The 20798-nt window shown below is 70.4% G+C and carries 17 protein-coding genes; 9 read left to right on the top strand and 8 right to left on the bottom strand.

Annotated elements, in window-relative coordinates; translation table 11 throughout:
* Window positions 1–326: PUA domain-containing protein (locus G6022_RS01125; RefSeq protein ID WP_347238138.1), on the top strand; the 326-nt coding region annotated here is incomplete at its 5' end.
* A gap of 104 nt (window positions 327–430) precedes the next feature.
* Here G6022_RS01125 and G6022_RS01120 read toward each other — a convergent pair.
* Genes G6022_RS01120 through G6022_RS01110 form a run of 3 tightly spaced genes read right to left on the bottom strand, consistent with a single transcriptional unit; the run spans window position 431 to window position 2743 of the window.
* Entirely contained in the window at window positions 431–1051 is a 621-nt protein-coding gene (locus tag G6022_RS01120; RefSeq protein ID WP_182639378.1) for a carbonic anhydrase, read from the bottom strand.
* 34 nt (window positions 1052–1085) lie between these two features.
* Entirely contained in the window at window positions 1086–1964 is an 879-nt protein-coding gene (locus G6022_RS01115; RefSeq protein ID WP_182639379.1) for a Sir2 family NAD-dependent protein deacetylase, read from the bottom strand.
* A complete protein-coding gene (locus tag G6022_RS01110) occupies window positions 1961–2743 on the bottom strand; it encodes an MBL fold metallo-hydrolase (RefSeq protein ID WP_182639380.1) in 783 nt (260 codons plus the stop codon). The genes G6022_RS01115 and G6022_RS01110 overlap by 4 nt, the downstream gene beginning before the upstream one ends.
* Window positions 2744–2766: 23 nt before the next feature.
* Between G6022_RS01110 and G6022_RS01105 the strand changes: the two genes are divergently transcribed.
* The 4 genes from G6022_RS01105 to G6022_RS01090 all read left to right on the top strand — a co-directional run bounded on the left by G6022_RS01105 (window position 2767) and on the right by G6022_RS01090 (window position 7797).
* Window positions 2767–3498, top strand: coding sequence for an AAA family ATPase (locus G6022_RS01105; protein ID WP_259846721.1), 732 nt, complete (start codon window positions 2767–2769; stop codon window positions 3496–3498).
* Between the two features lie 17 nt (window positions 3499–3515).
* Entirely contained in the window at window positions 3516–5336 is a 1821-nt protein-coding gene (locus G6022_RS01100; RefSeq protein ID WP_182653017.1) for an FAD-binding dehydrogenase, read from the top strand.
* A gap of 39 nt (window positions 5337–5375) precedes the next feature.
* Window positions 5376–6548, top strand: coding sequence for an MFS transporter (locus G6022_RS01095; protein WP_347237836.1), 1173 nt, complete (start codon window positions 5376–5378; stop codon window positions 6546–6548).
* A 73-nt stretch (window positions 6549–6621) separates the two neighbouring features.
* Complete coding sequence (locus G6022_RS01090; protein WP_182639384.1) at window positions 6622–7797, top strand: cytochrome P450; 1176 nt, start codon at window positions 6622–6624, stop codon at window positions 7795–7797.
* 6 nt (window positions 7798–7803) lie between these two features.
* On the opposite strand, the gene G6022_RS01085 is transcribed toward G6022_RS01090, so the two are convergent.
* A complete protein-coding gene (locus G6022_RS01085) occupies window positions 7804–8949 on the bottom strand; it encodes a CaiB/BaiF CoA-transferase family protein (protein ID WP_347237837.1) in 1146 nt (381 codons plus the stop codon).
* Entirely contained in the window at window positions 8946–10895 is a 1950-nt protein-coding gene (locus tag G6022_RS01080) for an NAD(P)/FAD-dependent oxidoreductase (protein WP_182639385.1), read from the bottom strand. The genes G6022_RS01085 and G6022_RS01080 overlap by 4 nt, the downstream gene beginning before the upstream one ends.
* A 167-nt stretch (window positions 10896–11062) precedes the next feature.
* Between G6022_RS01080 and G6022_RS01075 the strand changes: the two genes are divergently transcribed.
* Window positions 11063–12748: an AMP-binding protein gene (locus G6022_RS01075; protein ID WP_241730984.1), complete on the top strand. Its 1686-nt coding sequence runs from the start codon at window positions 11063–11065 to the stop codon at window positions 12746–12748.
* Window positions 12749–12752: 4 nt separating this feature from the next.
* Entirely contained in the window at window positions 12753–13364 is a 612-nt protein-coding gene (locus G6022_RS01070; RefSeq protein ID WP_182639391.1) for a TetR/AcrR family transcriptional regulator, read from the top strand.
* Between the two features lie 83 nt (window positions 13365–13447).
* On the opposite strand, the gene G6022_RS01065 is transcribed toward G6022_RS01070, so the two are convergent.
* Window positions 13448–14617 (bottom strand): iron-containing alcohol dehydrogenase, encoded by a 1170-nt coding sequence (locus G6022_RS01065; protein ID WP_182639386.1) that lies wholly within the window; start codon window positions 14615–14617, stop codon window positions 13448–13450.
* 509 nt (window positions 14618–15126) lie between these two features.
* On the opposite strand from G6022_RS01065, the gene G6022_RS01060 reads away from it, so the two are divergent.
* Together G6022_RS01060 and G6022_RS01055 are read left to right on the top strand one after the other, a co-directional pair.
* Window positions 15127–16434 carry a potassium transporter TrkG gene (locus G6022_RS01060; RefSeq protein WP_187700989.1) on the top strand — a complete coding sequence of 436 codons (1308 nt, stop codon included), beginning with the start codon at window positions 15127–15129 and terminating at the stop codon, window positions 16432–16434.
* On the top strand, window positions 16427–17092 hold the full coding sequence (locus G6022_RS01055; protein WP_182639387.1) for a TrkA family potassium uptake protein: 666 nt from the start codon (window positions 16427–16429) through the stop codon (window positions 17090–17092). Before G6022_RS01060 ends, G6022_RS01055 begins: the two co-directional genes overlap by 8 nt.
* 70 nt (window positions 17093–17162) lie before the next feature.
* On the opposite strand, the gene G6022_RS01050 is transcribed toward G6022_RS01055, so the two are convergent.
* Window positions 17163–18365, bottom strand: coding sequence for a calcium/sodium antiporter (locus tag G6022_RS01050; RefSeq protein ID WP_182653018.1), 1203 nt, complete (start codon window positions 18363–18365; stop codon window positions 17163–17165).
* Window positions 18366–18488: 123 nt separating this feature from the next.
* A complete protein-coding gene (locus G6022_RS01045) occupies window positions 18489–20687 on the bottom strand; it encodes a DEAD/DEAH box helicase (protein WP_241730983.1) in 2199 nt (732 codons plus the stop codon).
* Window positions 20688–20798: the final 111 nt, after the last annotated feature.

Raw genomic sequence — 20798 nt, 5'->3', positions numbered from 1 at the left:
GGCCCGAGCGGATGACCGCGCGGCGGTTCTGGGTCCGCCACGCCGCCGACGCGCGGGGTGCGGTGATCCTGGACGACGGCGCGGTGCGTGCCGTCACCGGCTCCCGGCGGTCGCTGCTCCTGGCGGGGGTGACCGGCGTCGACGGGCTGTTCCACTTCGGCGACGTGATCGAGATGCGCGACACCGCCGGCGACACCGTCGCCAGGGGGATCGCCCAGTACGACTCGATCGAGGTGCGCTCCCGGCTGGCCGAACGCGCGTCCGGCACCGGCACCACGGGCCAGGGTCGTCCTCTCGTGCACGCCGACGACCTGGTGGCGCTGTGATGATGGCGCTGTGATGATGGCGCTGGGATGATGGCGCTGGGATGATTGCGCTGTGATGAGGGCGCTGTGGTGATCCTGTGGCGCGCTGACGACGCTCCGGCTCTCTAGAGGTCGATCCTGCCCTCGGTATGGACCGGGGTGACCGTGCCCTCGGCGAGGTTGTACAGCGCCCCGACGATCGCGGTGCGTCCCCGGGAGATCGCGCGGTCCACCGCCGAGGACTTCTCGCGGATCGCCGTGACCGCCTGGCGCACGTTCTCGATCACCACGTCCTCGTATCCGGCCGCGGGGTCCCGCCGGGCCTCGAACACGGCCGGGGCGATCCGCTCCACCACGTCGCGCAAATATCCCGACGGGGTGGTGTGCGTGTCGACGGCGTTGATCGCCGCGCCCACGGCGCCGCACGAGGTGTGCCCGAGCACCAGCGTCAGCGGGATGCCCAGCACGTCCACACCGAACTCGATCGAGCCCAGTACCGACGGGTCCACGATGTGGCCGGCGTTGCGGATGACGAACAGGTCGCCGAGGCCCTGGTCGAAGACGACCTCGGCGGGCACCCGCGAGTCGGCGCAGCCGAAGACCATCCCGAAGGGGTGCTGCTGGCCGGTGAGTTCGGCGCGGCGTGCGGGGTCCTGGTGGGCGTGCAGGCCCGCACCGTCGACGTAGCGGCGGTTTCCGTCGAGTAGCCGCTGCAGAGCGGCGTCGGGGGTCAGGTCTGTGCTCATCCCTGCAGTCTGCCGCTCTGCTCGCGCAGTTCGCCTACAGGGCCCGGTCGACGAGGGCCAACACCTCGATGCAGTCGCCGTCGACCGTCAGCGTGGCTTCGGCGTGCGCCCGGGTGTGGCCGCGGTTGACCACGGCCACGGGGGTGCCGGTGGTCACCGCGCGCCGCACGAACCGGTATCCCGACCGGACGGTGAGGGAGGACCCCACGACGACGACGAGGTCGGACCCGTCGACCAGGGCGTTGGCCTCCGCCACCCGGTGCGCCGGGACGTTCTCCCCGAAGTAGACGATGTCGGGCTTGAGCACGCCCGAGCAGCGGCGGCAGTCCACCATGCGGAAGTCCGCGGTGTCGTCGAGGACCGCATCGGCGTCCGGGGCGACCTCGATGGCACCGCGAGTGGCGACCCGCTCCGCGAAGCCGGGGTTGAGACGGTCGAGATCCTCGTGCAGAGCCCATCTGCTCTGGCGCAGGCCACAGTCGAGACAGGTGACCACGGCGTAGCTGCCGTGCAGGTCCACGAGCCGGCGACTGCCGGCCTTGAGGTGGAGCAGGTCCACGTTCTGGGTGATGACGCCGCTGACCAGGCCCCGGCGTTCCCAGTCGGCCACCAGCGCGTGGGCCGCGTTGGGCCGCGCGGCCTCCATGTGTCGCCAACCCAGGTGGTTGCGGGCCCAGTAGTGGCGGCGGTACCCGGGGTCCCCGACGAACTCCTGGAAGGTCATGGGGGTCCGGGCGGGGGAGTCCGGTCCGCGGTAGTCGGGGATCCCGGAGGGGGTGGAGATCCCCGCCCCGGTGAGGATCGTCGCCCTCCGGCCCCGCATGAGGTCCGCCAACGCCGTGGCCCGCGCCGGCAGATCCCGGTCCGGGTCGGTGCGCGCGGCGGGAGTCCAGGCGGTGTCCCGGATCCTCATCCCGGGACGCCTCCCGGACCCGTCGGGTCGTGGGCGCACACCACCCGCAGGTCCCCGACGCGGCGCCCGGCCAGTGCCGCGAGGCGCTCGTGGGTCAACTCGACGGCCGACGGGACCAGCGACAGGGCACGTTCGGCGACAGCGATCGCCCTCGGGTAGCCGACCGACGGGTCGATCTGACCGCGCAGGTAGAACGCGTCCCCGGCGTGCAGGACGTCGACCTCGCCGGGGTCCCGCGGATCGCCGGGGACCAGGACGCCGGCGTGCCCCACGGTGTGGCCCGGCAGATCGACCAGGGCCATCCCCTCGAGCACGTGGTCCAGGGGATGCACACGGAAGCCCTCCCACCGGTCGGTCCCGTAGGTGTACTCGGTGAACGCCGGGCCGTGCGCCCACTGGGCGCGGCGGTAGCGACGCCGCTCGATCCAGCGCGGGGTGCGCACCGCCCACGTCAGGGCCTCGGAGGCCACGTGTACTTCCGCCCCGGGGAAGTCGGCGAGCCCGCCGATGTGGTCGAAATCCATGTGGGTGAGCACGATGTGGCGCACCTCGCGGGGGTCGAACCCCATGGCCTCGATGCGCCGGTAGGCGGTCTCGGACGGGTCGAGTCGGGGGCGCATCGCGTGTCGTGAGGGACCCAGCCGGGCGGCGGGGTCGGCGATGTCGTGGAGCCCGATGCCGGTGTCCACCAGCACCAGACCCTCCGGGGCCTCCACCAGCAGTACGCGGGTCGGGACCCGTCCGGCGAACGTCCCGCAGTTCATCTGGTGGATCCGCATGTCGGCCACGGTACCGTGGCCGCGTGAGTCGAGACGGCGTGCTGGACCCGCGTCCGCTGGTTCGCGTCGCGGTGGACCCCGGCCTCGTCGCGTCGTCCGGGGCGTGGCCGTATTCGGTACCCGCGGTGGCCGATCTCGTGCGGGACGGGCTGGAGCTCGACGACCTCACCGTCCTGGTGGGGGAGAACGGGTCCGGCAAGTCCACGATCGTCGAGGCCGTGGCCATGGCGTTCGGCCTGAACGCCGAGGGCGGGTCCACCGGGGCCCGGAACTCCACGTGGGCGTCGGAGTCCCCGTTGCACGAGGCGCTGCGGTTGGTGCGCGGGGGCGGGGCGCCGCGGTGGGGCTACTTCGTGCGGGCCGAGACCATGCACGGGTTGTTCACCTACCTGCAGTCGTCGGGGCCGGGTCAGGACTTCCACGCGCGCAGTCACGGCGAGGCGTTCTGGGACCTGGTGGACTCCTCCCGGTTCTCCGGCGGCGGGTTGTTCGTGTTGGACGAGCCCGAGGCGGGACTGTCCTTCGACGCCCAGCTCCGCCTGGTCGCGCAGTTGCTCGAGCTGGCCGACCGACGGGGGGCACAGGTGCTCATGGCCACCCACTCCCCGATCCTGGCCTCCGTGCCGGGGGCCGCGGTGTACGAGCTGTCGGAGGACGGGATGCACCGCAGTCGCTGGGAGGACCTGGCGATGGTGGACCACCACCGCCGGTATCTCGCGGCCCCGGAGCGGTATCTGCGTCATCTGTTGGAGTGACCCGGCACACTGGACCCATGACCAACTCCGCGTCCCGTCCCGCCCGTACCGCCGGGGAGGCCCGGCCCGTCCACCCCGAGTACCCCTCGTACGCCCCGCCGTCCACCTCGACCGCCGCCAACGCCGGGCCGCTGCCGGCACCCGAGCCCGGGTTCACGCCCGACATCATCGTGGTGGGCCACGGCCTGGCGGGGCTGGTCGCCACCTACGAGGCGAGCCGAGCGGGCAAGAAGGTCCTCGTGGTGGACCAGGAGAACGAGAAGAACCTGGGCGGACAGGCCTACTGGTCGCTCGGTGGCCTGTTCATGGTGGACACCCCCGAGCAGCGGCGCATCGGCATCCACGACTCGCTGGACCTGGCGTGGCGAGACTGGCTCGGTTCGGCGGCCTTCGACCGGCCCGAGGACCACTGGCCCCGGCGGTGGGCGCGGGCGTACGTGGAGTTCGCGGCAGGGGAGAAGCGCACGTACCTGAACGAGCTGGGGCTCAAGATCATCCCCACCGTCGGCTGGGCGGAGCGCGGTGGCGGGGACGTGGGAGGCCACGGCAACTCCGTCCCGCGATTCCACGTGACCTGGGGTACCGGGCCCGAGGTGGTGCGCGTCTTCGAGGAGCCGGTCCGCACGGCCGCCGCCGAGGGGCGGGTGCGATTCGCGGTGCGCCACCGCGTCGACGAGATCGTCGTCGAGGACGGGCGGGCCGTGGGCGTCCGCGGCGCCACCCTCGTCCCGTGCGATCTGGACCGGGGCGTGTCCTCCCCCCGCGAGGAGACGGGGACCTTCGAGTTCCGGGGCGGCGCGGTGCTCGTGTCCTCGGGCGGGATCGGCGGCAACCCGGACCTCGTGCGCCGGTACTGGCCGTCGGACCGCCTGGGCGACGCGCCCGGAGACCTCATCCTGGGGGTCCCGGAGCACGTCGACGGCCGCATGCTCGAGATCTCGGGCACGGCCGGGGCGAACCTCATCAACCGCGACCGGATGTGGCACTACACCGAGGGGGTCGCCAACTTCGCCCCCATCTGGCCCTCGCACGCCATCCGCATCATCCCGGGCCCGTCGACGCTGTGGCTGGACGCCACGGGCGCGCGGATGCCGGTGCCGCTGTTCCCGGGCTTCCACACCACCGCGTCCGTCGAGGCCATCCGCCGGACCGGGTACGACCACTCCTGGTTCATCCTGGACTCGGCCATCGCGGAGAAGGAGTTCGTGCTCTCGGGCTCCGAACAGAACCCGGAGATGACCGACAAGGTGGTCAAGAAGTTCCTGTCCCGCGCCAAGAAGGGGCTGCCGCCCTCGGTGGGCGAGTTCGCCGAGAAGGGCGTGGACTGGGTGGTGGCCGATTCCCTGGAGGAGCTGGTGACGGGGATGAACGAGTTGGTCCGCGAAGGAGAGCCCGAGCTCGAGGTGGAGAAGGTACGCGAGTTCGTCCTGGCCATGGACGGACAGATGGACAACCCCTTCGCCAAGGACGCGCAGGTGCAGGCCATCCACAACTCGCGTCGGGTGCTCACCGACAAGCTCACCCGCATCGCCAAGCCGCACAAGCTCCTCGCGGACTCTGGCGTCGGCTCGGGGTCCGCCGCCGGCTCCGGTGGCCCGCTGATCGCGGTCAAGGTGCACCTCATGACCCGCAAGACGCTGGGTGGGATCGAGACCACCCTGGACTCCCAGTGCCTGCGGCCCGACGGTGAACCCTTCCCCGGCCTGTACGCGGCCGGGGAGGTCGCCGGGTTCGGCGGCGGAGGGGTCCACGGGTACAACTCGCTCGAGGGCACCTTCCTCGGTGGCTGCATCTTCTCGGGGATGAAGGCGGGCCGGGCGATGGCGCGCGAGGTCTGACCGGGGTGGGCCGCGCGTGGTCTGACCGAGGTCGGCACCGTGGCTGAGGTGGCCTCCTCCGCGACCCGGATCGGGATCGCCGGGGCGGCGGTCGTCGGTGTGGCCTTCGGTATGGCGCGGTACGTCTACGGACTGACGCTTCCGGACATCCGACAGGAGCTCGGGGTCTCGGAACTGGTGCTGGGGCTCATCGCCAGCGCCACGTTCACCGGTTTCCTCACCGGTCTGGTCCTCGCGGGTCCGCTGGCGGCGCGTCGCGGTGCGCGTGCGCCCACCACGGTCGGCGGGGTCTGTGGCGCATTGGGTGCGGTGATCGTGGTGGTCGCGCAGTCGCCCGGGCTCCTCGCGGCGGGAGCGGTGTTGTGTGGCAGTGCGGGCGGCTGGGTATGGGCGCCGTACTCCGACATCGTGACCCGGACGGTGGCCCCACGCCTGCAGTCCAGGGCCCTGGCGATGATCACCACCGGCACCGGCGCCGGGCTTATCGCGCTGGGTGGGGTGGCGGTGCTCGCCACCCACACGACGTGGCGTCTGGTGTGGGCCGGCGTCGCGGTGGCAGCCGTGCTCGCGGCGGTCCTCAACCTCCTCCTCGTGCCGCGCACCGACCCGACCGGACGCCCACGCGGCCAGCGGAATGTCGCCGCGCCGGCCAGGGCCCTCCCGGTCCCCGCCGGCTACTCGGTCGTCTACTTCGCCGTCGTCGTCATCTACTTCACCTACGCCGCGGACGTCCTCGGCGGCACCGACCTGCCCGCACTCGCGGTTCCGGTCCTCTACGTCCTGATCGGCGCCAGCGGCCTGGTGGCGCTGGCCACCGGCGCCATGGCGGGGCGGTGGGGCAGCACCCGGGTCGCCGCGATGTGCCTGATGACCGTGGCCCTGGCGTTGGTGTTGCTGGGCGCGGCCGGTGATTCCCTCCTCGCCACCGTGGTCTCGGCGTGCGTCTTCGGTGTGGGGTACATGACCGGTTCGGCGGTGCTGGCGGTGTGGACCGCCGAGCGGGTGCCGGACCGCGCGGGAGCGGCGTTCACCGCATGCCTGGTCGTGGGCGCCGTGAGCTCCGTCGTCGCACCGGCGATCGCGGGCACCGTGATCCCGACAGTCGGGCTCGGGACGCTGCTCCTGATCAGTGCCGCGGTCTCCCTGGGCAGTGGGGTGGGGCTGGTGCTGCTCGGCGGAAGCCGCAGGAACGCCACCGCTCCCGTGGCCTGAGAACAGCGGCCCCGACGCCGCTGTGTCCCCGAATCCACCGTGCGGCACGGGCTCGTGCGCGAGGGTGGCAGGCATGCAGAGCGCGGGCGACGTCATGGGCCTCCTCGATCCGTCACGTGTGTCGCCGGGGATCGAGCGGATCGGGGACTCGTCGTTCTACGCGGTCCGGTCCTGGGACCTCATGGTGGAGGCGACGGCCCGGGTCGAGGACTTCTCCTCCAACCTCACCGCGACGATGGTGGTGGCGCCGGACGGGGAAGTCACCGGATTCCCCGTCGCCGAACTCGGGTCCCCCGTGCACGTGCTGGCCACCGCGGACGGTGAGATCCACCGGGCCCACCGGACGCTGGTCATGCCGTCGATCACCCCGCGCAAGCTCCGAGCCTGGAGACCGGTCATCGACACCCGACTGCGCGAACTGTGGGCGGAGGGCCACCGGGACGGTGGCATCGACTGGGTCAAGGACATCGCCGAACGCCTCCCGGCCTCGGTCGTCGCCACCCTCATGGGTCTGCCCCGACAGGACGTCGACAGGCTGTGCCGCTGGGCGTTCGCCAGCACTCGGATGCTGGACGGGATGGTCTCGGCCGACGAGCTCGACGACTCGGTCCGATCGGTCGGGGAACTGATCGAGTACCTCTCCGGCGCGCTCGCAGAAGCGCGGGCCACGCGACCGGCCTCGGTGCTCGGAGACCTCGCCCGACTGGTCGACGACGCAGACATGACGCACGAGGTCGCGGTGCAGGTCCTGGTCCAGCTGGTGGCGGCGGGGATCGAGTCGACGGTCGGGCACCTGGGGTCGCTGGTCTGGCGACTGGGGCAGCACCCGGAGTGGGTGGATCCACTCCGGTCGGACCCCGCCGCGCGTCCGCTCTTCATCGAGGAGACCCTCAGACTGGAGGCACCGTTCCGGGGGCACTATCGCCACGTCACCAGGGACACCGAACTCGGTGGGGTCGATCTCGCCGCCGGTACCCACCTGTTCCTGCTCTGGGGTAGCGCCAACCGTGACGACCGACAGTTCAGCCGACCGGGTCGGTTCATGCCGGACCGGGGGGAGGGCTCGCACCTGTCGTTCGGGCGTGGGATCCACTTCTGCGTGGGCGCGGCGCTCGCGCGGATGGAGTCGCTCGCCGCTCTGGACTTCCTCCTGGGCCTCGACCCGGTCCCCGAGATCGATTCCTCCCACGCCGAGTGGCACCAGAGCCTGCTGGTCCGACGACTCCGGACGCTCAGTCTCCGGGTGTGAGACGGCTCAGGGTGTGAGACTGCGGCGCCGATCGCCCCACCCCGACAGGGCCGCGTCCACGTCCGCACGGCACGGCGGTGGTGCTGCGCCGAGGGACGAGCTCATCCGAGGGGCGGCGGCGGGCATCGGGTAGCCGCCCGCGTCGACGAAGGCCCCCCGTTGTACCGCGTGGTCGTGGAGCGTGGCCTCGCGGAGCGAGAGCACCGGTGTGACGCACGCGTCCAGCTCGTCGAAGTCCTCGGCCCAGGCGTCGCGGTCACGCATGGCGAACCGTTGACCGAAGGTCTCGGACAGAGCGTCCCAGTTGGTGGTGTCCCAGCGATCCGGCAGGATGGCGGGATCCAGCCCGAGACCGCGTACGAGGCGGTCGTAGAACACGTCCTCGAGCGCCCCCACCGCGAGGTATCCGCCGTCGGCGCACTCGTAGGCCCGGTAGAACGGCGCCGACCCGTCGAGCAGGTTGGTGCCCCGCCGGGTGGACCACCGGCCGGCGTGCTGCCATGAGCGGACCAGAGCGGTCAGGGAACTCGCGCCGTCCGCCATCGCCGCATCCACCACCTGGCCGCGGCCGGTCCGCTGCCTCTCGTGCAGGGCGGCCAGGATCCCCACCAGCAGGAACATCGACCCACCGCCGAAGTTGCCGACGAGGTTCAGTGGCGGCGACGGCGGTCCGGAAACCGGTCCGAGCTGCCCCAGGGCGCCGGACAGTGCGAGGTAGTTGATGTCGTGTCCGGCCTCGCGGGCCAGCGGTCCCTCCTGGCCCCAACCGCTCATGCGGCCGTAGATCAATCCCGGGTTCTCCTGCTGCCACACGTCGGGGCCGAGACCGAGCTTCTCCATCGTGCCGGGACGGGATCCCTCCATCAGTACGTCGGCGCGGCCCACCAGGTCGCGCACCCGGCGCAGCCCGTCCGGGTCGGTCAGGTCGACCGCGACCTCGGTCCCGCCCCGGAGCATCCCCGAGTTCGCCTCGTCGTTGCCGTCGTCGGCACCCACCGGGACGGGTCGCATCACGCGGATCACGTCGGCGCCGAGGTCCGCCAGCATGAGCCCCGCGTGCAGAAGCGGCCCGATGGCCTCCATCTCGACCACCCGGAGGCCGTCCAGCGGTCCGCCGTGCGGGTCCCGGGCCGCCTCGTCCCGCACGCTCACCGTCCGGTGGTGAGGGCCGGGGACGATCCGGCGTGGACCGGCTCGGTGTGGAAGTCCGCCGGGTCGACCGCGTTGGTCATGGCCCAGTAGTCGTTGATGCGCCAGGGGAGCACCGACACGACGCGACCATCCGGGTTGCGGTACCAGTTCTCCATCGCCGGATGGGTCCACACCATCTGCGCGTGCTGCCGATCGACGGCCTCGTTGTATCGATCGTTGACCTCACTCCGGCACTCCAGCGTGCCGAGGTTCTGCGACCGCATCAGCTCCACGGCGTCCATGATGTACCTGACCTGGCACTCCAGGATCGTGATGAAGCTCCCCCCGTGGCCGAGGCCCGTGTTGGGCCCGGTCATGATGAAGAAGTTGGGGAAATCGGGGACCGTGATCCCCAGGTAGGCGCGCGCGTCGTGTTCTCCCCAGATCTCCCGGGTGGAGCGGCCCGATCGACCCACGATGTCCATCGGGTGCAGGATCCGCACACTGTGGAAGCCGGTCGCCATGACGATGATGTCAAGCTCGTGCTCGACGCCGTCGGAGTCGGTAAGACCCGAGGGGGTGACCGCCCGGACCCCGCGGGGGACCAGGGTGACCTGGGGCTTACGCAGCATCGCGAACCACCCGTTGTCCAGCAACATCCGCTTGCCGAAGGGGGGATAGTCCGGCAGCGACGCCTCGATGAGGTCGTCGCGGTCGCCCAGTAGATCGCGGAGATAGCGTTCGTAGAACTTGCGGTGACCGTGGTTGGTCGCGTTGATCGAGGCGCTCGGCTCCGGCCACTCGGGGTCCACCTGGAGGGTCGGGTACACCTTGTCGTTGAAGATCCACGAGAGCCTGGCGCGGTACCACTCCCGGTACCCGGGGACGTGGTCCATCAGCCAGTGCACGTCCTCGTGGATGGGCGCGAAGTAGTCGTCGTTGGGGGCGATCCACTGGGGCGAGCGTTGGAAGACCGTCAGGGATCCGACACGGTCAACGATGGCCGGCCCGATCTGCATGGCACTGGCGCCCGCCCCGACGATGCCCACCCTCTTGCCCCGGAGGGCGTCAGGATCGTCCAGCTCACTCGGCCACTCGGCGGAATGGAAGAGGCGACCCCCGAAGCTCTCCAGGCCCGGGAGGTCCGGGACCTTGGGGCGGTTGAGCAGGCCGACGGCGCTGATCAGGATCGGTGCCCGGAGGACCTCCGACCCGCCGTCGGGCCGCCGGACCGTCACCCTCCAGGACTGCCCGGGTTCATCGAACTCCGCGCGCGTCACCTCGTGGCGGAAGCGGACGTGCCGCCGGATGTCGTTCGCCTCGGCGAAGTCCTCGAGGTAGCCCTGGACCTCATCGCGCTTACCGAAGTGCGTGGACCAGTTGTGGTGGAACGAGGAGATCGAATAGAGGTGGCTGGGGGTGTCCACCCCGGCGCCGGGATAGCGGTTCTCCCACCAGGAACCCCCGACGTCCTCGTTCTTCTCCAGGATCACGTGGGGGATCCCGGCCCGGGTGAACTCCACGGAGGCGAGCATCCCCGCGATGCCGGCACCGATCACGATGGCGTGGAGACGCTCGTCGGGTTCGGCGGCGGCCGGCGCGATCGGCGGCCCGTTGACGATCTCCGCCATCATCGGCGCGAAGTCCGGCGGCACGGTCTCACCGCAGGTGAAGTTGAGCAACCGTTCGACGTCCGGGCCGTCCATCTCCCGTCGGGAGGGCTCATCCGACTCCCACCAGCGCTCGACCGCGTCGACCAGCGCCTCCCGGATCTCTTCCTGGACCTCGTCCGGAAGACCGCCGGTCGAGTTGTCGTCCATGCCCCGGCTGCGGGTGGGCTGGTAGCGGGGGGCCATCCACCGCTCGTCGGCCGTCAACTCGAGCAGGACGGCGAGCATGGTCGGGACGTTGCCCCGGCGTACCGCCGAGCGGAGTCGGCGACGATCCGAATCAGTGACTGTGGTCATACTCCGCAGACTAACAGCAGTTAGTCAGACGGCCAAGGGTTCGGAGAACTCCTCTGGACAAGTTGGGAACACTCTCGTCTGCTTCGGGGTTGACCGCGTTCGCCCGCGATGCAAGTATGAGCCAGATCATACTAACGGCGGTAAGTAGTGCGGGAGAGCGAGAAATCATGGAACAGCCGGTACGTGTCGAGTCGAGTGTCACCGATCCGCGCCAGCCCTCGGGGACCGGTGGCGCCCCGGGCCACCGCCTGACCTCGGTTCAGTCCGCTCCCCTGGGACGGGCGACCCTGGGTGACCAGCTCCGCCGTCATGCGCAGAGCCGGGCAGGCAAAGCCGCGATCGTCTCCTACGCACCCGGTGGCGGTCGGACCGTGACCACCTACGGTGAGCTCGACCGGGGCGCCAACCGGGCCGCCCACATGCTCCTCGGGCTCGGTGTGGCCCGCGGCGACCGGGTCGCGGTGATGGCGCGCAACCGTGTGGAGTCGGTCATCGCCTACTACGGAATTCTCAAGATCGGCGCCGCCTACTCCGGGATCAACGTGTTGTTGGGCACGGGCGAGGTGGCGCAACAGCTCGCCCACCTCGAGCCCGCCGCGGTGGTCGTGGCCGCGGAGTTCCTCCCGGTGGTCCGTGCGGCGCTCGGTGAGTCGGAGAACCGGCCCGAGATCGTCGTCCTCGACTGCACGGGACCCGACGGTACGGAGTCCGTGAGCACGGACGAGACGGGCTGCCACGACTTCGACCGCCACCTCGGGTCCTCCCCGGACACGGAGCCCGAGTGTGACATCGACGAGCTCGACCTCGCGATGATCGTCTACACGAGCGGGACCGAGGCGGCACCGAAGGGGGTCATGTTGCCGCACCGCAACTACCTGATCTCCACCGCACCCGCGTACACGTGGGGACTGCGCTGCCTGGACGACGACGTCTGGTTGTTCGTCATGCCGTTCCACACCATCGCCGGGATCGGGTCCCTGACCTCCCTCATCCTCCTGGGCGCGACCCTCGTCCTGCCGGCCAGCCTCGCGCCCGCCGACGTGTTGACCATGATCAGGACAGAGCAGATCACGGTCCTGGCCCAGACGCCGACGTTCTTCATCTCCCTGGCGGACCATCCGGGCTTCGGGCCCGATGCGGTGGGGACCATCCAGCGGTGTCTGACCTACGGGGGACAGGTCTCCCCGCGGACGGTGGACGCATGGCACCGCGCCGCCCCGTCGTCGATCTGGGGAACCTACTGGGGGCAGTCGGAACTGACCCAGTTGGGGTCGGTCGGCTGGTTCAAGCAACTCGAGGACGTTCCCGGGCAGGACCCCACCTGGATCGGTAAACCGGTCGGCCATCTGGAGGTCAGGGTGGTCGACGCCGACGGGAACGAGGCGGAGAGCGGGGAGCTCCTGTGTCGCACCCCGTCGGTGATGGCGGGGTACTACAAGGATCCCGAGAAGACCGCCGCGGTCCTCGACGGCGGCTGGCTCCACACCGGTGACATCGTCCGACGCGACGCCGAGGGCAACATGTTCTTCCTCGACCGCAACAAGGACATGATCAAGACGGGGGGATACAACGTGTCCTCCCAGGAGGTCGAGCGGGTCCTGCAGGCCCATCCCGGGGTGGCGCGCGCCGCCGTCGTCGGTCTCCCGGACGAGTACTGGTCCGAGGCCGTCACCGGCTTCGTCATCGCGGTCGACGGCAGCGACGTGTCGGGTCCGGAGTTGCGAGAGCACTGCAAGACGGTGCTCGCAGGCTATAAGGTCCCCAAGGTGATCACGATCGTGGACGAACTCCCCACGGACCCACAGGGCAAACTGCTCAAGAGAGAGCTACGCCGCCTGCACGCAAAGGACTGAGACGCTGAACACCGAGCCCAGCAGACGCGATTCGATACTGGCCGCGGCGGCCGAGTACTTCGCCGAGCAGGGCTACCACTCGGCGGGGATGCGCGGCATCGCCGATTCGGTGGGGATCAAGGGTGCCAGCCTCTACAACCACTTCAGCTCCAAAGAGGAGATCCTCTACGCGATCGCCCTCAAGATGACCCGGGTCCCGGTGGAGGAGCATCTGCTCGTCCTCGACGAAGCTGGCACGCCGGCCGAGCGGCTCACCTCGCTGGTCGATGTCCACCTCCGCCACCTGGCCGTGAACAGGGTGGAGCATCTGGTGAGCCTGCGGGAGCTCTCGGCGCTGACGGAGGACCACCGTGAGCGCGTGGTCGAGTACCGGAAGTACTACCAGCGGCGGGTGCGCGACGTGATCGCCGCGGGCATCCGCGCCGGCGAGTTCGGTGTCGACGATCCGCTGCGTGCGGCCGTCGCCGTCCTGGACCTCATGAACGGTGTGAGTTGGTGGCTGCGGGACGACTACGACATCGATGCGCTGGTCTCCACCTACGTGGACTACATCGTCAACGGCATCCTCGGGCCCCGGCGCGGGGTCCGGGGCGGCGCGGCGGAGGCGGCCCGATAGCGCTCTCGCACGCCGCGCCCGCGCAGACGGACCGGCCCCCTCCGCCACGGGCGAGAGGGGGCCGGTCCGGTCTGTATCGCTGATCAGAGCGCTCGTCGCAGCAGCGGAACCAGCGCGTCCGCGTTCGCGATCGGGTTCGGGTTGGTCCCGCACCAGATGTCCTTGAAGGTGTACGCCGCCAGGCTGGGGAGATCATCCTCGGACAGCCCGACCTCGCCCAGCGACCGCGGCATGCCGAGTCGCCGGATGAGCGAGTCGGCGAGCTCGTGCGCGGGCGTCTGCGGTTCGCCGAAGGCGACGCTGATCAGGGCCTGGCGATGCTCGTTGACCTCTCGGTTGTACTCCAGGGCGAAGGGCGCCATGACGCACGAGGTGTACCCGTGCGGGACCTTGAACGACCCGCCGAGCGCGTGCCCGACCGCGTGGCTGATGCCCATGTCGAGGCCCGCCACGATCGCGACCATCGAGGACCAGGCCCCGACCTGGCACATCCGCCGGGCCTCCAGGTCGCCCGCGTCCTCCTTCACACGGACGAGTCCTTCCGAGAGCAGGCGGATGGCGTTCATCGCCATCCCGTCGTAGTACCCGTTCGACTCGAGTGATCCCAGGGTCTCGAAGGCGTGGTCCAGGGCGCGCACCCCGGTCGAGAGCCACAGCCATTCCGGCGTGTGCCGCGTGAGCGCGGGATCGAGGATGACGGCCCGCGGGGTCATCGCCGGGTGGACGTAGCCCTCCTTGACGTTGGTCTTCTCGTCCGTCGATCCCGCCAGGGCGTTGAACTCGCCGCCGGCGAGGGTGGTGGGCGCCACGACCACGGGGATGCTCGGAGCCGAGAAGCTCGGGGCGGTCACCGAGGTGTCCGGATTGACCTGGAGGTGGTAGCCGTCCATATCGGACGCCTCGCGGATCCCGTGCTCCAGCGTGACCGCGAGGATCTTGGTCAGGTCCGTCGCCGACCCGCCGCCGACGCACAGCAGCATGTCCGGGTCCGCCTCGGCCGCGACCAGGGTCGCCGCGATGACGTCCTCGCGGGGAACGTGGGGCCGGACCGCGTCGAACAGGCCGACGAAGCGCTCGCCCAGCGCCTCGATCACCCGCTGGATCTCGTCGGTCTGGGAGTTCAGGGTCCCACTGCAGACCACGAAGACACGGCTCGCGCCGAGCAACTCCGCTTCCTGCGCCGCGGCCTCCGCGACCGGGGTCCCGATGTGGACTCTCTCCATGGAGGACAGAGAGATGAGTGATGACTGCACGGCGTTACCGTCCTTCGTTGTGGTCCTCGACCCGTGGCGTCGTCAGGAGCGTTCCGGCACTCCTGAGATGACGTCGGGGTTCGAGTGGGAATCGGGCGCAGCGCGGTCAGTGACGTTCCGCCCGTGGCTAACAGTCGTTATCCTACATCAGGATTGTGGCGTGGGCCACAGTTGGCGGTGATCTGTCTCCGGCAGTGCGAGGCACGGGATGCACTGCGCCGATGGCGGCGGTGTCGCCAGGACTTTTGCGGGAGTGGTCGCGGTCGGAGGGTGGGGGCCATCGCAGCGACATCGCCGTGGGGGAGTCGTTCCCCGGCGTCGATTCCCGCCTCGGCCTGTGCCTAACGGCGGATCGTCTATTGGTGGGGGTATGACGGGTTCAGAGACCTCCGTCCGGAATCGTGGGTCTACAGTCTGTGGTCGTGACTGGTGGTGACAGGCGGGTGTGGCCGTCCGGGGTGCGGCGGTTGTCCGGGTGGGTGGTGTTGAGCCCGGTCCGGGTCGTGGCGATGAGTTTCGCCGCGGCGATAGCGGTGGGAACCGCGTTGTTGCTCCTCCCCGGAGCCGTCGAGCCCGGTGGCGGCACCGGGGTGACGGAGGCGCTGTTCACGGCGACCTCGGCGATGTGCCTGACCGGGTTGATCGTCGTGGACACCCCTGTGCACTGGTCAGGGTTCGGGCAGGTGGTCATCCTCGCCCTGATCCAGGTCGGAGGCCTGGGAATCATGACCATGGCGTCGATGGTCGGACTGATGTTGGCCGATCAGATCGGCCTCAAGGCCCGGATGAACACCGCAGCCGAAGCGCGGGCCTCCGAACTCGGCGACGTCCGCGACGTCGTCGTCGGTGTGATCCGGTTGAGCATCCTGATCGAGCTCGTCACCGCGGCCGCGCTGACCGTCCGTTTCGCCCTGGGCTACGACGAACCGGTGCTGCGGGCGCTGTGGCTCGGGGTGTTCCACGCCATCTCGGCGTTCAACAACGCCGGGTTCGCCCTCTACAGCGACAACATGATCGGGTTCGCCACCGATCCGTGGATCTGCGTTCCGCTGATGATCGCGGTCATCCTGGGCGGCCTCGGGTTCCCGGTCCTGTTCGAGGTGGGCCGCCGGCTGCGGCGGACCACGCCGAGGAGCCGGTCACGGGCGGGGTGGACCCTGCACACACGACTGACCGTCTCGGTCACGGCGGTGCTGTTGGCTCTCGGCTTCGGCGCGGTCCTCGCGTTGGAGTGGGCCCGCACCCTCCAGGACTACGGTGCGGCGCAGAAGGTCCTGGTGGCGGCGTTCCAGGGCGTGATGCCCCGGACGGCCGGGTTCAACAGCGTCGACTACGCGGACCTGGACGACGCGACGCTGCTCGTCACCGATGTGTTGATGTTCATCGGCGGGGGCAGCGGCGGGACCGCCGGCGGGATCAAGGTGACGACCTTCGCCCTGTTGCTGTTCATCATCATCGCCGAGGTCCGTGGTGAGCGGTCGGTGACCATTCTCGATCGTCGCGTGGACACCCGGGTGCAGCGCCAGGCACTCGCGGTGGCGTTGATCGGGATCGGGCTCGTCATGACCTCGACCATCGTGCTGCTGGCCGGGACTCCCTTCGGTCTCAACGAGCTGCTGTTCGAGGTCACCTCGGCGTTCGCCACGGTGGGGTTGTCCACGGGGATCACCGCCGAGCTTCCCCACTGGGGCCAGTGGATACTGATACTGCTGATGTACCTGGGTCGAATCGGCCCGATCACCATGGTCAGTGCTCTGGCCGCGCGACAGCGTGGCCGTCGGTACGACCTCCCCGCAGAGAGGCCCCTCATTGGCTAGACGACGAGCCCCCGATGCTGTCGTGGTCCTGGGACTGGGCCGGTTCGGCAAGTCCCTGGCCCTGGAACTGATGGCGCAGGGCGCCGAGGTCCTGGGCGTGGACTCCAGCGACGCCGTGGTGCAGAAGATCTCCCACCGTCTGACCCACGCGGTGGTGGCGGACACCACCGACGACGAATCACTGCGCCAGTTGTCGGTCCACCAGTTTGACCGCGCGGTCGTGGGAATGGGCTCGGATCTCGAGGCCAGCCTGCTCACCGCGTCGGTTCTCATCAACCTGGGCGTGCCCAACATCTGGGCCAAGGCCACCAGCAACTCCCACGCCAAGATCCTGACCCAGATCGGCGTCCACCATGTCGTGCGACCCGAGCACGACATGGGTAAACGGGTGGCTCACCTGGTGCGGGGCCGGATGATCGACTACATCGAGTTCGACGACGGCTTCGCCATGGTCAAGACCTCCGCCCCCACCTTCGCTCTCGGCCAGCCGCTCGGACAGAGCAGCATCCGCACCGACTTCGGCGTCACCGTGGTCGCCATCAAACGGCCGGGGGAGGGGTTCACCTACGCCACCGCCGAGACGGTTCTCACCGCGGGCGACACGATCATCGTCTCCGGCCGGGTACGCGACACCGAACGGTTCGCCGAGCTGTCCTGACCACGGTTCCGTCGCCGGGGTGGACCGCGGACCCGAGCCACGCCGATGCGCGGCCCCGTGTCAGGCAGCGCTACTCGTCCGGGACGAGGTGTCGTCGCACCTGTCTCCGTCCCCGGATCACCCCGAGTTCGTAGGTGGCCAGCACGATCAGCCACACCGCGGTGAAGGGGATGACGAACCAGAGCATCGCGGTGCTGAACGGCTCCAGGGCGTCGTGGTCGGACGCCTGGAGCACCACGTAGGCGATGTAGGCCGCGTAGAACCCGGCGAAGAGGAGCCCCTCCCAGCGCTTGATCGCCATGCCGGTGAAGGCGATGGGCAACAGGGCCAGCGCCACCGCCACCATGATCGGCAGGTCGAAGCGGATGGCGCCCGCCGCGACCTCGATGGGCGTGATGAGCGAGGTGATCCCGAGAACGGCACCGATGTTGAACATATTGCTGCCGACGATGTTGCCGACGGCGAGGTCGCGCTCCCCCCGGAACGCGGCCACGAGGCTGGTCGCGAGTTCGGGGAGTGACGTGCCGATCGCCACCACCGTGAGGCCGATGACCAGATCGCTCATGCCCCAGGCCGCCGCCAGATCGCTCGCCGCGGTGACCAAGAGTCTCGCGCCCACGACCAGCATGAGCACACCCAGCGCCACCATCGCGCTGCTCTTGAGCACAGAGTGCGACGCCCCGTCCTCGGCCGGGTCCACGTCGACCGCGCCCGCTGCGCTCTCCGGCGTACCCGCGCCCGCTGCGCTCTGCTCGCCCGTCGCGCCCTCCGCGTGCTCCTCGGTCGGCTCGTCCTGCGCCGTGCTGGTCGGGTCGGCGGCGCGCCTTCGCGAGATGATGACGGTCGCCACCACGTAGGCCACCACCCCGGCGAACAGCAGCAGTCCGTCGAGGGAACTGATCACCCCGTCCAGTGCCACCACCAACAGCAGTACGGAGAACCCCACCATGATGGGGATGTCGACGCGGACGATGCGGGATTTCGCGAGCAGCGGGGCGATCAACGCCGTGAGACCCAGGATGAGCAGCACGTTCGCGATGTTGCTGCCCACCACGTTTCCGACCGCCAGGCCCGGGTGGCCGCTGAGGGCGGCGTCGACACTCACCGCCAGTTCCGGTGTCGAGGTGGCAAAGGCGACGACGGTCAACCCCACCACCAGCGGCGAGATCCCCAGGCTGACGGCCAGCCTGCCGGCCCCCCGGACGAGTGACTCCCCGCCCGCGACGAGGAGGACGAACCCGACCGCGAGGGCGGCCACCGTCAGGGCGCTCATGCGAGCTCCCGGGTGTCGGAGGTGGCGAACCCGGGCCCGAGGCGCCGTGGCGGAGACGCTGAGAAGTCCATGGCCGCGATTATCCCGTGTCGACGGCTCGTCCGCTGCTGCACACTCGTCGGGTCAGCCGGCGGTGGCCACCGCCAGCGGGAGGACGGCCGGGGCCCCGGCGGACCGCAGATGCCTGGCGGACTCCGTGGCCGTCCAGCCCGTCCCGAACAGATCGGTGACCAGCAGGACGGGCCCGGTGGGGTCGATCTCCGGGCCGGTCAGCGTGCCCCACAGCTGGGCGACCCGGTAGGCCGAGTTCTGGGCGGTCACCGCGGGGAGCGCGGCGTCTCGGGTGAGTTCCCCGAGGTGGTCCATCCGGCCCATCTGCGCGAGCGCGCGGGCCAGACTCCCCACGAGGAGCGGTCGCTCGCCCGTGAGCAGGGCCACCACGCCGGTGGGGCGTTCCTCCCACCCCCAGTCGCGCAGAACCGGAACGCAGGCACGGACCACCCAGTCGGGCGCCTCCTGGTCGGGCCCGGCGAGCAGCCCGCGAAGCTTCTGGCCCAGGCCGAGGTCGGTCAGTCGGGCCAACGCGCGGCCCTCGGCGGGGCCGTCGGAGATCTTGCCCTTCAGCGGCACGTCCAGCCGCGCGAGCCCGGTGGGCCACTGGCGTCGCGGAGGTAGGACCACGCCCGGGCGCTCCAGAGCCTCGCGTGCCCGGGTCAGCGCACCGTCGTCGACTGAGGTCGACCTGCGATCGCCGGTGCAGTTGTCGCATCGTCCGCATCCGCCGGAGGTCGGGTCGAGAGTGGGGTCGTCGAGTTGCGTGCGCAGGAACTCCATCCGGCAGGAGCCGGTCCGCTCGTACGCGATCATCGCCTCCTGCTCCGACCGCCGGGCCTCGGCCAGCCCGGCGTAGCGCTGGGCGTCGTAGTGCCACTGTCGTCCTGTGGAGATCCACCCGCCCCGCACGCGCTGGACCGCGCCGTCCACGTCGAGCACCTTGAGCACCATCTCCAGCCGGGTCCGGCCCAGATCGACCGCGGGTTCGAGGGCCTGGGTCGACTGCGGCCGGTCGGGTTCCAGGGCGTCGAGCACCCGGCGGACCACGTCCTCGGGGGGAAAGGCCAGAGACGCGAAGTGGTTCCAGATGGCCCGGTCCTCGGGGCCGGGCAGCAGGACCACCTCGGCCCGGTCGGCCGCACGACCGGCGCGACCGATCTGCTGGTAGTAGGAGATGGGCGACGGCGGGGCTCCGAGGTGGACGACGAAGCCCAGGTCGGGCTTGTCGAATCCCATGCCCAGCGCGGAGGTGGCGACCAGCGCCTTGACCTCGTTGTCCAACAGCGCGCGCTCGAGCTCCTCGCGCTCGCCCGCGTCGGTGCGGCCGGTGTAGGCGCTCACCCGGTGCCCGGCGGAGGTGAGCAACTCGGCCATGTCCTCCGCCGCCGCGACGGTCAGGCTGTAGACGATCCCGCTGCCCGGCAGGGACTCCAGGTTCTCCACCAACCACGCCGCGCGACGCTCCGAGTCGTCGATCGCCACGACCGACAGCCGCAGCGACTCCCTGTCCAACCCACCCCGCAGGACGAGGGTGTCGGACGCCGCGGGGTCACCCTCCTCCGAGTCCGCGCGATCCGGCCCACCCGGCCGTTCGCCCACACCGAGCTGCTGCGCCACGTCGCGCACCACCCGGTCGTTGGCCGTGGCGGTGGTGGCCAACACCGGTACGCCCTCGGGCAGATCGGCCAGCAGCGTGCGGATCCGGCGGTAGTCGGGCCGGAAATCGTGCCCCCAGTCCGAGACGCAGTGGGCCTCGTCGACCACCACCAGTCCGGCGTCCGCGGCCAGCGCGGGCAGCACGGTGTCGCGGAAGTCAGGGTTGTTGAGCCGCTCCGGGCTGACCAGTAGAACGTCCACCTCGCCGGCGCGGACCGAGGCGCGCACGTCGTCCCACTCGGTCATGTTGGCCGAATTGATGGTGGCCGCCCGTACCCCGGCCCGCGCGGCCGCCTCGACCTGGTTCCGCATGAGCGCCAGCAGCGGCGAGACGATCACCGTGGGCCCCGAGCCGAGTTCCCGGAGCAGACGGGCGGCGATGAAGTACACGGCCGACTTGCCCCAGCCGGTGCGCTGCACGACGAGGGCCCGCCGGCGGTCGGCCACGAGCGCCTCGATCGCGGTCCACTGGTCCTCCCGCAGCGCCGCCCCCGGCCCGGCGAGCGCGCCCAACAGTTCGTCGGCGCGCGAGCGGAGCGCGTGACGGTCGGGTCCTGGGGTGGAGACGGCGCCGGGAACGGAGGTGCCGGGAACGGAGGTCATGTCGCCCATCGTGCACCACGGCTCCGACACGCAGGATGCGGCGGGCGGCCGGATGCCGTTGACTCGGGGCCATGGAGGGCGAGGACGTACCGGCGGGGGCCCGGAGGAACGACCGCGCGG

Source organism: Dietzia sp. Cai40 (assembly GCF_014145165.1).
GTDB lineage: Bacteria > Actinomycetota > Actinomycetes > Mycobacteriales > Mycobacteriaceae > Dietzia > Dietzia natronolimnaea.
This window is presented reverse-complemented; position numbering and strand designations above follow the sequence as displayed.